This window comes from Saccharomonospora azurea NA-128 (genome assembly GCF_000231055.2).
Classification (GTDB): domain Bacteria; phylum Actinomycetota; class Actinomycetes; order Mycobacteriales; family Pseudonocardiaceae; genus Saccharomonospora; species Saccharomonospora azurea.
This window is the reverse complement of sequence record NZ_CM001466.1, coordinates 1,241,824-1,254,299: the sequence shown is the minus strand read 5'-3', so window position 1 is coordinate 1,254,299 and position 12,476 is coordinate 1,241,824. Positions and strand designations below refer to the sequence as shown.

The window sequence follows — 12,476 nt, the reverse complement described above, 5'->3', positions numbered from 1 at the left end:
CCGCACGGAGGGCGACGAACCCGGGCCCGGCAGCGGCGCGGGGCCCGCGTGGCCCTCGGAGGCGCAGGCCGCCGAGCACACCCAGCGGCGCACCGACCGCTCCGACGAGTCGAGCGGCGAGCTCCTGTCGGGCAGCAAGCTGTTCGAGGCGAACAGCGAGGCGGACAGCACCGCGGTCAGCGACTGGTGGAGCGCTGCCGTCACGCAGAGCAACCTGGGCGCGCCTCCCACCGAGGAGGAGCGCAAGGCGCGCAAGGCGGCCGTGGAGAACGCCGAGACCACACCGATCTTCGACGAGATGGTGTCGGCCTGGTTCCGCAAGGTCACCGACGCGGCGGGCAGTGGCTCGCCGCCCGAGCCGGACAAGGACTGGGAGTTCGCCGCGGACCGCACGTGGAAGACCGTGCAGGAGGTCTCCGAGCGGCAGGCGCCCTCCGAGTTCACCGACGCGGGCCTGCCTCGACGGCGGCGTGGTGAGCAGTTGCTGCCGGGGAGCGCGGCTCCCGGCGCGAGCAGTGCCGAACCCGAGGAACGACAGCGTCGTCCCCGCGACCCGGCCGAGGTGCTCGGCAGACTGAGCAGCTTCCAGCAGGGAGTCACCCGCGGCCGCCGGCACCGGAGAGCCGACTCGGACGAGGGCGAGGCCTCGGGTGGCGGAGCGGCGCTTCCGGTGCGGCCGAAGCGCGTTCGCCCCGGCGCGGCCCCCGACGAGCCCGGGCCGGCGGAGACCACGGATGTCGTCGGCAGCGCCGGAGCGCTGTTCACCGACGCGGCACGACCTTCCACCGATTCGTCGCACGGCGGAGAGGACGGTGCCGACGCCCCGTCGTCGGGTGACCAGACACCCGACGAGGGGGCCACGAGCTGGGCTTTCGCCGCCGACGAGCGCTGGCGGGCGGTCGAGGAGGTCTCCCGGGCGGAGCCGACGAGTTACACGGCTGCCGGTTTGCCCAGACGACGCCGTGGGGAGAGGCTGCTACCCGGCAGCGCGGCCCCCGAGGGGCGGGCGGAACCGCGTCGGGGGCTGCCGAGAGACCCCGCCGACGTGCGAGGGAGGCTGGCGAGCTTTCAACAGGGAGTCCGCAGAGGTCGGCATCACGTCACCAGTGAGACCGACAACGCAGACGAAAGACTGGAGGGTGAATGACCGTGTCGGATCGCTCCGCGCCTCAGCAGAACCAGTTCGGATGGCTGGTCAACGACTTCGCCGAGCGGGTGCCCGGTGTGGCGCACGCCGTGGTGGTGTCGGCCGACGGTCTGCTGCTGACGTCGTCGAACCGGCTGCCGCTCGACCGCGCTGACCAGCTCGCGGCGGTGGCATCCGGTCTGGTCAGCCTCACCCAGGGGGCGGCGCGGTGCTTCGAGGCCGGTGCCGTGACGGAGACCGTCGTCGAGATGGAACTCGGGATCATGGTCCTCATGTCGATCAGCGACGGGTCGTGTCTCGCCGTGCTCGCCGCTCCGAACTGCGACATCGGACAGGTCGCGTACGAGATGACGTTGCTGGTCGATCGGGTGGGACAGCTCCTCACGCCGGAGCTTCGGGCGCAACTCCAGGGTTCGGGCGGACCGCGGGTCGGCGAACCGGTGGGGTGACCGCGGGATGAGCACGGGGCCCTCGACCCCCCGGGAGCCGGACGCCGAGAGGGCGTCGGCCGGTCCGGAGCGGGTGGAGGGGGTTTCCGAGCGATCCCGGTCGCAGTGCGGAGACGGCGAGGACCGAGCGAACACCAAGGAGCAACCTGTGGCAGTCGAAGCTATCCCGTTGCAGCCGACGGAGGAGATCGGTGTCGTCCGTCCTTACGCCCTCACCGGCGGCCGGACCAGGGCGAACTACCACCTGGAGCTGGAGACGTTGATCTCCACGAGGGCCGCGGCATTGCTGGCGGTGCCCGAGCAAATCGAGCTTCAGGTGATCATGGAAGAATGTCGTACCCCACAGTCGGTCGCGGAGATCGCCTCCCGGCTCCGGGTCCCACTGGGTGTGGCCCGGGTGCTGATCAGCGATGCGGCCGACGCGGGGCTTGTCACCGTGCACAGGACCGTCAGCGGTGACGAAAGCGCCGAGGCGCACCTGACGTTGATGGAAAGGGTGTTGAGTGGACTCCGCCGGCTTTAAGGCACCGCGCGAAGCCGCGTCGAAGACGATGACGTCCGCCAAGATCGTCGTGGCGGGCGGGTTCGGCGCTGGCAAGACGACGTTCGTCGGCTCGGTGTCCGAGATCGTTCCGTTGACCACCGAGGCGATGATGACCGATGCGAGCACGGGCATCGACGACCTCGGGGCGACGCCGAACAAGGCGACCACGACGGTGGCCATGGACTTCGGCAGGGTCTCCCTGGACGAGGACCTCATCCTCTACCTGTTCGGAACGCCCGGCCAGCAGCGGTTCTGGTTCATGTGGGACGACCTCGTACGGGGAGCCATCGGGGCGGTGGTCATCGCGGACACGCGGCGGCTGGCCGACTCGTTCGCGCCCGTGGACTTCTTCGAGGACCGTGGTCTGCCCTACATCGTCGGCGTCAACACGTTCGACGGCATCCTGCAGCACGACCTGAACGACGTCCGCGAGGCGCTGTCGATCGATCCGAGTATTCCCATCGTGCGATGCGATGCCCGTGATCGGGAGTCCACGAAGCAGACGCTCATCACGCTGGTGGAGTACGCCATGCGGAAGTGGATCGCGCTGCGGGCGGCGAACTCGGCGTCCTGAACCGATCCGGGTCCATGAGGCCCGCATCACGCTGTCGCTCGGTTCTCAGAAAGTCGGAAGTCCTAGTATTTTGGAGGCATGACCTCCGAACTCCATCGACCCGTGCACCCCGTCCGGTTCGTGACCGCTGCGAGCCTGTTCGACGGGCACGACGCGTCGATCAACATCATGCGGCGCATCCTGCAGTCGCAGGGGGCCGAGGTGGTGCACCTCGGACACAACCGTTCGGTCGACGAGGTGGTCACCGCTGCCATCTCGGAGGACGTCCAGGGTGTCGCCATCAGCGCGTACCAAGGCGGGCACGTCGAGTACTTCAGCTACCTCGTGGACCTGCTGCGGGAGCGCGGTGCGGGCCACATCCGCGTCTACGGCGGCGGTGGCGGGGTCATCGTGCGCGACGAGATCGAGCTGCTGCACTCGCGTGGAGTAGCCCGGATCTTCTCCCCCGACGACGGTCTCGAACTCGGCCTCCCCGGCATGATCAACCTGATGATCCGCGAGTGCGACGTGGACCTGTCGGCCGACCAACCCGGCTCGGTGGACGCACTGCTGTCCGGTGACATGCCGACTCTCGCGCGGGCCATCACGCAGCTGCAGCACGGCACGCTGCCGGAGGGTTGGCGGGACGCGATCGCCGAGGCCGCCTCGGCGCGCACCGTTCCGGTGCTCGGGATCACGGGCACGGGCGGTTCGGGGAAGTCGTCGCTGACCGACGAGCTGATCCGGCGCTTCCGGCTCGACCAGGAGGACAAGCTCCGGATCGCCGTGCTGGCCGTCGACCCCACCCGGCGCCGGGGCGGTGGAGCGCTGCTGGGCGACCGCATCCGCATGAACAGCCTCACCGGGGACCGGGTGTACTTCCGCTCGCTCGCCACGCGTGGCGCGGGTTCGGAGATCCCCACCGGGCTCGACGACGCGGTGAAGGCGTGCAAGGCGGCCGGCTACGACCTGGTGATCGTCGAGACGCCCGGTATCGGGCAGGGCGACGCGGGCGTCGTGGACCACGTCGACCACACGCTGTACGTGATGACGCCCGAGTTCGGTGCCGCGTCGCAGCTGGAGAAGATCGACATGCTCGACTTCGCCGACGTGGTGGCGATCAACAAGTTCGAGCGGCGTGGCGCCGAGGACGCGCGCAGGGACGTGGCGCGCCAGATGGTGCGCAACCGGGAGCAGTTCGGCACCTCGCCCGAGGACATGCCGGTTTTCGGTACGAGCGCCGCGAAGTTCAACGACGACGGCGTCACGGCGCTCTACCAGCATCTGCGCGACCTGCTCTCCGGCAGCGGACTGTCCGTCTCGGCCGGCATGCTGCCGGCCATCGAGGGCAAGGTGTCCACCGACACCAGCGTCGTGATCCCCCGGTAGCCGTACCCGCTACCTCGCCGAGATCGCCGAGACGGTGCGCCGCTACCACGAGCGCACCCGCACGCAGGTCGAGGCGGTGCGGAAGCGGGCGCAGCTGCGCGCCGTGCGCGACGCGCTGGTCGCGGAGAACGCCGCCACCGAGGACGTCGACCGGCTCTTGGAGAAGGCCGACGCCGAGGTCGACTCCGAGACCACCGCGCTGTTGGAGAGCTGGGACGAGCTGGCCGAGCAGTACCGCGGTGACGAGCTCGTCTTCAGGGTGCGCGACAAGGAGATCCGCACGTCGCTGTGGCGGGACACGCTGTCGGGCAGCCGCATCCCGAGGGTCGCGTTGCCGCGGTACACCGAGCCCGGCGAGCTGCTGTCGTTCCTGCGCCGCGAGCACCTGCCCGGGTACTTCCCCTTCACCGCGGGCGTGTTCCCGTTCAAGCGTGAGGGCGAGGACCCGGCCCGGATGTTCGCGGGCGAGGGCGACGCCTTCCGGACCAACCGCCGCTTCAAGTACCTCTCGTCCGACTCGGAGGCCAAGCGGCTGTCCACCGCGTTCGACTCGGTGACGCTCTACGGCTGGGACCCGGACACGCGTCCGGACATCTACGGCAAGGTGGGCACGTCGGGTGTCTCCATCGCGACGCTCGACGACATGAAGGCCCTCTACGACGGGTTCGACCTGACCGCACCGACCACGTCGGTGTCGATGACCATCAACGGCCCGGCGCCGACGATCCTGGCGTTCTTCCTCAACACGGCGATCGACCAGCGGATGGACGCCTTCCGCGAGGAGCACGGCCGCGAGCCCACGGAGGAGGAGGCCGCCGAGCTTCGCGCGTGGACGCTGCGGCAGGTGCGGGGCACCGTGCAGGCCGACATTCTGAAGGAGGACCAGGGGCAGAACACCTGCATCTTCTCCACCGAGTTCTCGCTGCGGATGATGTCGGACATCCAGGAGTGGTTCATCGCCAACGAGGTCCGCAACTTCTACTCGGTGTCGATCTCGGGTTACCACATCGCCGAGGCCGGGGCGAACCCGATCACGCAGCTCGCGTTCACCCTCGCCAACGGCTTCACCTACGTGGAGTCCTATCTGGCCCGGGGCATGCACATCGACGACTTCGCGCCCAACCTGTCGTTCTTCTTCTCCAACGGCATGGACGCCGAGTACTCGGTGCTGGGCCGGGTCGCCCGCCGGATCTGGGCCGTCGCCATGCGCGACCGCTACGGTGCGAACGAGCGGTCGCAGAAGCTCAAGTACCACGTCCAGACCTCCGGGCGCTCCCTGCACGCGCAGGAGATGAGCTTCAACGACATCCGCACCACCCTGCAGGCGCTGTGTGCCCTGTACGACAACGCGAACTCGCTGCACACCAACGCCTACGACGAGGCCATCACCACGCCGACGGAGAGCTCGGTGCGGCGCGCGCTGGCCATCCAGATGATCATCAACAAGGAGTGGGGCTTGTCGAAGAACGAGAACCCGTTGCAGGGGTCGTTCGTCATCGACGAGCTCACCGACCTGGTCGAGGAAGCCGTGCTCACCGAGTTCGAGCGCATCACGGAACGCGGCGGGGTGCTCGGTGCCATGGAGACCGGCTACCAGCGCGGCAAGATCCAGGACGAGTCGATGCTCTACGAGCGGCTCAAGCACGACGGGTCGCTGCCGATCGTCGGGGTCAACATGTTCCGCAGCCCCCATCCCGAGGACGACGAGGTGGAGGTGGAGCTCGCGCGGGCCACGGAGGACGAGAAGCAGTCGCAGCTGCGGCGCCTCGCCGACTTCCACGAACGGCACCGGGACGAGGCCCAGCGGGCGCTCGCCCGGCTGCGGGAGGCGGCGGCCGGCGGGGAGAACGTGTTCGGCGTGCTGATGGACGCCGCCCGCGTGTGCTCGCTCGGGCAGATCACCCACGCGTTCTTCGAAGTGGGTGGACAGTACCGCCGGAACGTGTGACGGCGGAACAAATCGGAGCCGAGCGTGGTTGGCCGGTGTCATGAAGTTCGGTATCTCGACGTTCGTGACGGACGAAGGCATCCGGCCGACCACGCTGGCCACCGCTCTGGAGGAACGCGGGTTCGACTCGCTCTTCCTGGCGGAGCACTCGCACATCCCGGTGAGCCGGGAGACGCCCTATCCGGACGGTGGCGAGCTGCCTCGCCCGTACTACCGCACCCTCGACCCGTTTGTGGCGTTGAGCGCGGCCGCGGCGGTGACGGAGACGCTGCTGCTGGGCACCGGGGTCGCGCTGGTCGTGCAGCGCGACGTCATCCACACGGCGAACGAGGCGGCGAGCCTCGATCTGATCTCGGACGGACGGTTCGTCTTCGGTGTGGGCGTCGGCTGGAACCGCGAGGAGATGCGCAACCACGGCACCGACCCGCGCACGCGGGGTGCGTTGCTGAACGAGCAACTCCAGGCGATCAAGGCGATCTGGACCTCCGAGCAGGCGGAGTTCCACGGTGAGCACGTCGACTTCGACCCGATCTACGCCTGGCCCAAGCCTGTGAGGACGCCGCACCCTCCGATCTACGTCGGTGGTGAGAGCCCGGCGGCGATCGAGCGGCTCGCCGCCCACGGCGACGGGTGGCTGCCGCGCGGACACACCGAACCCGAGCAGATCCGCTCGGTGCTGCGCTCCCTGGCGGAGCGGGGGAAGAGCGACGTGCCGGTGACGATCTTCGCCGCCGGCCGCGACGAGTCCCGCATCGAGGGCTGGGCGGACGTCGGAGTCGAGCGGGTGACGTTCTTCCTGCCCACGCTGCCCGAGGCGGAGACGCTGACCGCGCTCGACGAGCTGGCCGCGTTGGCCGGGCGCCACGCGGGGTAGGTTCTGGAGAAGGCTGACCCACCGGACCACGAACACGAGGGGTAAGACACGTGGGTGACGTGCAGATCGGGATCGCCGCGGCGCTGGAGCAGTTCTCGCCGCGGGAGTCCATCGAGCTGGCCGCGCTGGCCGAACAGCACGGCTTCTCGGGCCAGATGGCGGCCGACCACTTCCAGCCGTGGGTTCCCGCGCAGGGCGAGGCGTCGTTCGTGTGGAGCGTGCTCGCCTCGCTCGCCGAGAACACCACAGGTGACCTCGGGCCCGGCGTGACGTGTCCGTCGTTCCGGCAGCACCCGGCTCTGGTGGCACAGGCCGCGGCCACGCTCGAAGCCACCTACCCGGGGCGCACGTGGCTCGGCATCGGATCCGGCGAGGCGCTGAACGAACACATTATCGGCGGGTACTGGCCGGAGGCGCCGGAGCGGGTGCGGCGGATGTTCGAGGCCCTCGAGATCATCCGGAAGTTGTTCAGTGGCAAGGACGTCAAGCACAAGGGCGAGTTCTTCAAGCTGCACAACACTCGACTGTGGACGATGCCGGAAGCCCCGCCGCCGATCTACATCGCTTCGGCGGGCCCGTACACGACGCGCAAGACCGGTGAGCTCGCCGACGGGTTGATCACGCCCGGCGCCTCGCTGGAGAAACTCGTGGGCATCCTCGACAACTTCGGCCAGGGCGCACGCAAGGCTGGCAAGGACCCGGACAGCATGCCGAAGCTGCTGCAGGTGCACCTGTCGTGGGCGGCGACCGACGAGGAGGCGTGGCGCAACGCGCTGGAGCAGTGGCCCAACGGGGGCATGAAGTTCCCCAAGGCCGACATCCGCTCGCCGTTCGACTTCGAGCAGATGGCCAAGCTCGTGCGCCGGGAGGACTTCGAGGGCCGCATGGTGGTGTCGTCCGACCCGGACGTGCACCGCGCGTCCCTGCAGCGGTTCATCGACATCGGTTTCACCCGGATCTACGTGCACAACGTGGGGCGCAACCAGAAGGAGTGGCTGGAGGTCTTCGGCCGCGAGGTGCTGCCGAAGCTCAAGGCCTGACGCGTTCGTCCGGCCGCCGGAGATCACCCCGTCGCGGTGTCGCGGTGTGCGTGGACCCAGTCGAGGAACCGCTGCACGCCGCGCACCACGTGGGCACTGCGGATCGACGGGAAGAGGTCGAACGCGTGCTGAGCGCCGGGGATCTCGGCGTAGGCGACCGGGTGCGGCGACGCCGCACGCAGGCGGCGGACGAACTCCCGCGCCTCGCGAACCGGCACCAGCGTGTCGTGCTCGCCGTGCACCACGAAGAACGGGGGAGCGGAGGAGTTGACGCGGTCCAGCGGTGAGGCGGCGACGTAGTCGTCCAGCGACAGCTCCGGATCGGTGCCGACCACGTAGCGGGCGAGCAGATGCCGCAGGCGGGTCCGGCTCGCCGGTGCGCCCGTGGTGGCGGCGAAGTCGTACACCCCGTAGTGCGGAACGCACACCTGCACGCTGGTGTCGACGTCCTCGAAACCCGGTTGGAACACGGGGTCGTTGGGAGTCAGTGCCAGCAGCGCGGCCAGGTGGCCTCCGGCCGAACCGCCCGTGGCGGCGATGAACGAGGGGTCGCCGCCGTAGTCGGCGATCCGCTCGCGCACCCAGGCGAGCGCCCGCTTGGCCGCGACGATGTGCTGCGGCCAGCGGGCGGCGGGGGAGAGCGGGTAGTTGATGGCCACGCAGACCCAGCCGCGGGCCGCCATGTGCAACATCAGCGGGACACCCTGCTGGTCCTTGTTCCCGGTCACCCACGCCCCGCCGTGTACCTGGAACAGCACCGGGCGGTTCGCCACCGGCCGTCGGGGGCGGTAGACGTCGAGCAGGAACCTCCTGCCGCCCTGGAAGTAGGCGATGTCGCGGTCGACGTGCACGTCCGGATGCCGCATGCGGAACGGCAGCGCCAGCTGACCCCACGGCGTGGCGAGGTCGGACGCCGAGGGCGCCGGACGCAGTTCGTCGGTGTAGCCCGGGCCGAGCGCGTCGACGAGCGCCTGTTCGACCACGCCCCGCGCCCGCTGCGCCGACGCGATCAGCGCACCCAGCCCGACGGTGGACAGCCCCGCCGCCACCACGCCCGGCCGGTCGACGTTCCGGACCCCGCGCCGAGCCACGTGTGCGGCGGTGTCGGTGAGGGTGATCGCGAGCAGGTGCGGCGCCAACTCCGACGTGAGCCACCCGGTGACGAAGGCCGGGAAGCCCCAATGCGCCCCGCGCAGCGGACGCAGGGCGTTGGCCGTGAGGGCGAGTTGCCCAGCGCGCCGGGCACGGAACGACAGACGCATGGTGCCGAGACTACGAGTGCGGTAGCCCGAACGCTGTCCCGGTGTGCACGGTGCGTGCGCGCGCGAGTTGACCTTTCACCTGCCTGACCGCTGGTGGAGGGTGTCGCCGGGATGCCACGGTGACAACCGTTCGGCGACCCGGGCCCGCGGGCTCGGGAATCCCCTGGGAGGCACCGATGGGCGTTCCGGTGGCCGTGGCGTGGTGTGCCACGGCCATGTTCGCCGCGCTCGTGAGGCCGTGCCTGGCGAGGCTCGTGCGGCTCGACTACCCGGCACTCGGTGCCGCGACGAGGCACGCCGACGTCGCGGGACTGCTCATGGCCGTGGCCATGCTGGCCATGGTGTCGCCGTTCGGCTTTCCCGTCCCCGTGGCGGGCTGGCAGGCCCTCTTCGTGGTCACGGCGTCGTTCTTCCTGGTCGCCGCCGTCCGGGGCCGGGCCGAGCAGGGCGGGTGTCGCCACGGCGACCTCCACCACGGGGTGAGCGCCCTCGCCATGGTGTACATGCTGGCGGCGATGCCGCACGGCGACACTGGACACGGGGTGTGGCCGGTCATGGTGGATGAGGGCGCCACCGGCGGCTACGCGTTGCCGGCGGTGGCACTCGCCGGTGCGCTCTACTTCGCCGTGGACGCCGTGCTCACGGCGCGGCGCATGATGCGCTCGCGCCGCGCGGGAACACCCGAGCCCGAGGGCGTCGCGTCGAGGGACGGCTGCCGGACGGTCATGAGCGTCGGCATGGCGGGCATGTTCGCCGTGGGGTTCGTCGGGTGAGGTACCCATCCGCTCACCACCGCGACGTCCTGGATGGTGTGATGTCCCGAGTGGAGGCCGAGTGAAGGGACGCGCACATGGCTCACGGACGGGTCGCGGTGGTCACCGGGGCGGGAACGGGCATCGGCAGAGCGGCGGCGCAGGCACTGCTGCGCGACGGGTACCGCGTCGCGCTGGCCGGACGGCGTGAGGCAGCGCTGCGCGAGGCCGGCGCCGACTACGAGGCGGCCGCGCTGGTCGTACCCACCGACGTCACCGACCCCGCGGCGGTGGGCGCCCTGTTCGAGACCGTCGTCGCGACCTGGGGCCGGGTCGACGTGCTGTTCAACAACGCGGGCACGTTCGGGCCCGTCGGCTCGATCGACACGGTGTCCGTGGAGGACTGGCGCCGCACGGTGGACGTCAACCTGACGGGCATGTTCCTCTGCGCGCGGGAGGCCGTGCGGGTGATGAAGGCGCAGGAACCGCGGGGCGGCCGGATCATCAACAACGGGTCGCTGGCCGCGACGACGCCGAGGCCGGAGAGCGTCGCCTACGCCGCCACGAAACACGCCATCACCGGACTCACCAAGTCGATCCTGCTCGACTGCCGGGCGTTCGACATCGCCTGCGGCCAGCTCGACGTCGGCAACGCCGCCACGGAGATGACGGCCGGGTTCGCGGCCGGGGCGAAGCAGGCCGACGGCCACGTGCGACCCGAACCCGGTATCGACGTGTCGCACGTGGCCGAGGCCGTGCGCTACATGGCCGGGCTTCCGTTGGAGGCCAACGTGTTCTCGCTGACCGTGACCGCCACCAAGATGCCGTTCGTCGGCCGAGGTTGAGCCCGCGTCACGTCGGCGGCAGCGCCCGAGGGTCGTAGCGGCAGCCCGCGTTCCACAACAGGAACGAGTCGATACCGTTGTCCGCCGCCGCCTCGATCTGCGCGCGGATCTCGCCCGGCCCGTACTCGACGCCGAGGCTGAACGCCTGAAGCCACGGAATGACCCGGGTGCGCCCGTTCTCCCGGGCGATCCGCTGGAAGTCGGCGAGCGAGCGGGCCGTGATGTCGTAGGGCCGGCGCTCCGGGTCGGCGACACCGTACTCGCCGGGCCCCCAGTGCGACGGATACACCATCGGTGCCACGTAGTCGACGTGCTCGGACATGGCGGGGATGTCCTGCGCGATCTGCTCGGGTCGGGAGGCGGCGATGCCGTAGACCGAGGCTCCCTGGAACGCGCCGTGCCGGTGCACGGCCGTGCGCGACTCGGCGAGGAAGCTCGCGATGGCCTCCTCGGGTGTCGTCGTCAACCCGGGGATCACCATGGCGGAGACGTCGCCGTCCGGTCTGCGGACGTAGTCGTAGAGGATGTCGTCGAAACCGAGCTGGGCCGCTTCCTCGGCGAGCGCGATGTTGTACTCCCGGACCTCCGGATCGGCGAAGTTGGTGAACGAGTAGTCGCCGTACCCGCCCGACCAGGGGCTGCCGCCGGTGGTCTGGATGACTCGCTGGTCGTCGCCCGACTCCCACGACGCTCGACCGAGGATCGGGTCGCGGAAGGCCACCAGCCTGCCCACGACGTGCACACCCTCCTCGTGGAGGAGGTCGAGAGCCGCCCTCGCGTCGTAGAGCTCGGTGGTCGCGCCGATCTCCTGCGCCAGCGGAACCTGCGACGCGTACCCGATCTGGCCGGTCTCGTCCTTGATGTCGAGTTGGACGGTGTCGATACGGCCCTCGCGCACCAGGTCCAGCACCGGTTCCCGTAGCGCGGAGCTGGCCCAGGCGCTGGCAGTCAGGTGCACCGCCTTCATGCCCGGATGCCGGAGGGTGACGGCGACGTCCTCGGTGGTGGCGTTGCCCGCCTCGTCGTGCGCCACCACCGTGACGGTGCCCGCACCGGCGCGGACGGGCAGGGTGAACGACCCGTCGGCGGCGGGCCGGGTCTCCTCACCCGCGGCCGACACCCGCACGGCGCCCGACGCCGTCCCACGGATCTCGCCGGCTTCCCCTCGCTCGACCGGTTCGACGGGCCGGATGTCCAGTCGCGGCGGCGTGGCGTCGACCCGGAAGGTGATCTCCGTCTGCTCGGACTCCCCGAACGTGCCCGGCGGAGGTGTCACGACGAGCACGTGGACACCCTCGGGCAGCGCCACGACCTCCGGTCGCAGTGCGGCGCCCTCGCGGCGCAACCGCAGGGGTTCGCCGTCGAGCGTGGCGGTGAGGCCGTCGAGTCCGTGGGGCGAGGAGAGCCGCACCGTCTCGAGAATGCTCGGGGGCACGGCGTGGTCGGGAAGGCCCGAGACCGTCGCGTCCGGTTCGTCGGGCAGGCTCAGCGGGATGGTCACGGCAGCGGCGACCGCGGTCACCACCACGACTGCGATAGTCCATTGAGGACTCCAGCGGAACGTGCGCATCCCGATCCTCCCCGTCGCCCATGAAGTCGGTCAGCCGGGGCTACCCGCGGTGTGTGCGTCGCTGACGCACGTGCGGTCAGGTCCGACCGGTCGAGTGAGCGAG

At 70.2% G+C, this 12,476-nt stretch carries 9 protein-coding genes and 2 pseudogenes; 9 read left to right on the top strand and 2 right to left on the bottom strand.

Annotation, left to right across the window (positions count from 1 at the left end):
• From SACAZDRAFT_RS05625 to SACAZDRAFT_RS05595, 7 genes and pseudogenes are all read left to right on the top strand, one after another.
• Positions 1-1,147 (top strand): annotated as a pseudogene (locus SACAZDRAFT_RS05625) (nitrate- and nitrite sensing domain-containing protein); the annotation flags it as partial.
• Positions 1,144-1,596: a roadblock/LC7 domain-containing protein gene (locus SACAZDRAFT_RS05620; protein WP_005439497.1), complete on the top strand. Its 453-nt coding sequence runs from the start codon at positions 1,144-1,146 to the stop codon at positions 1,594-1,596. The pseudogene SACAZDRAFT_RS05625 and the gene SACAZDRAFT_RS05620, both read left to right, overlap by 4 nt.
• Before the next feature lie 148 nt (positions 1,597-1,744).
• The gene (locus tag SACAZDRAFT_RS05615) at positions 1,745-2,119 is read left to right on the top strand and encodes a DUF742 domain-containing protein (protein ID WP_005439496.1); all 375 of its coding nucleotides are present in this window, start codon (positions 1,745-1,747) and stop codon (positions 2,117-2,119) included.
• Positions 2,100-2,714 (top strand): GTP-binding protein, encoded by a 615-nt coding sequence (locus SACAZDRAFT_RS05610; protein WP_005439495.1) that lies wholly within the window; start codon positions 2,100-2,102, stop codon positions 2,712-2,714. Before SACAZDRAFT_RS05615 ends, SACAZDRAFT_RS05610 begins: the two co-directional genes overlap by 20 nt.
• A gap of 78 nt (positions 2,715-2,792) precedes the next feature.
• Positions 2,793-6,030 (top strand): annotated as a pseudogene (icmF, locus tag SACAZDRAFT_RS05605) (fused isobutyryl-CoA mutase/GTPase IcmF).
• 40 nt (positions 6,031-6,070) lie between these two features.
• Positions 6,071-6,904, top strand: a complete 834-nt coding sequence (locus tag SACAZDRAFT_RS05600) for an LLM class F420-dependent oxidoreductase (RefSeq protein WP_005439492.1) — start codon at positions 6,071-6,073, stop codon at positions 6,902-6,904.
• 50 nt (positions 6,905-6,954) lie between these two features.
• Positions 6,955-7,944 (top strand): TIGR03557 family F420-dependent LLM class oxidoreductase, encoded by a 990-nt coding sequence (locus SACAZDRAFT_RS05595; RefSeq protein ID WP_005439491.1) that lies wholly within the window; start codon positions 6,955-6,957, stop codon positions 7,942-7,944.
• 23 nt (positions 7,945-7,967) lie between these two features.
• Here SACAZDRAFT_RS05595 and SACAZDRAFT_RS05590 read toward each other — a convergent pair whose 3' ends face one another.
• On the bottom strand, positions 7,968-9,206 hold the full coding sequence (locus SACAZDRAFT_RS05590) for an alpha/beta hydrolase (protein WP_005439490.1): 1,239 nt from the start codon (positions 9,204-9,206) through the stop codon (positions 7,968-7,970).
• Between the two features lie 176 nt (positions 9,207-9,382).
• Here SACAZDRAFT_RS05590 and SACAZDRAFT_RS05585 point away from each other — a divergent pair, with 176 nt between their 5' ends.
• Positions 9,383-9,979: a DUF5134 domain-containing protein gene (locus SACAZDRAFT_RS05585; protein WP_005439489.1), complete on the top strand. Its 597-nt coding sequence runs from the start codon at positions 9,383-9,385 to the stop codon at positions 9,977-9,979.
• A 77-nt stretch (positions 9,980-10,056) separates the two neighbouring features.
• The gene (locus tag SACAZDRAFT_RS05580) at positions 10,057-10,803 is read left to right on the top strand and encodes an SDR family oxidoreductase (protein WP_005439488.1); all 747 of its coding nucleotides are present in this window, start codon (positions 10,057-10,059) and stop codon (positions 10,801-10,803) included.
• A 7-nt stretch (positions 10,804-10,810) separates the two neighbouring features.
• Here SACAZDRAFT_RS05580 and SACAZDRAFT_RS05575 read toward each other — a convergent pair whose 3' ends face one another.
• Entirely contained in the window at positions 10,811-12,373 is a 1,563-nt protein-coding gene (locus SACAZDRAFT_RS05575) for a putative glycoside hydrolase (RefSeq protein ID WP_005439487.1), read from the bottom strand.
• Positions 12,374-12,476: the final 103 nt, after the last annotated feature.

What these genes read in the sequence shown, in the direction of transcription:
- SACAZDRAFT_RS05620 (WP_005439497.1), top strand. Translation starts at nt 1,144, where the DNA reads ATGACCGTGTCGGATCGCTCCGCGCCTCAGCAGAACCAGTTCGGATGG.
- SACAZDRAFT_RS05580 (WP_005439488.1), top strand. Translation starts at nt 10,057, where the DNA reads ATGGCTCACGGACGGGTCGCGGTGGTCACCGGGGCGGGAACGGGCATC.
- SACAZDRAFT_RS05575 (WP_005439487.1), bottom strand. Translation starts at nt 12,373, where the DNA reads ATGCGCACGTTCCGCTGGAGTCCTCAATGGACTATCGCAGTCGTGGTG.
- SACAZDRAFT_RS05600 (WP_005439492.1), top strand. Translation starts at nt 6,071, where the DNA reads ATGAAGTTCGGTATCTCGACGTTCGTGACGGACGAAGGCATCCGGCCG.
- SACAZDRAFT_RS05590 (WP_005439490.1), bottom strand. Translation starts at nt 9,206, where the DNA reads ATGCGTCTGTCGTTCCGTGCCCGGCGCGCTGGGCAACTCGCCCTCACG.
- SACAZDRAFT_RS05585 (WP_005439489.1), top strand. Translation starts at nt 9,383, where the DNA reads ATGGGCGTTCCGGTGGCCGTGGCGTGGTGTGCCACGGCCATGTTCGCC.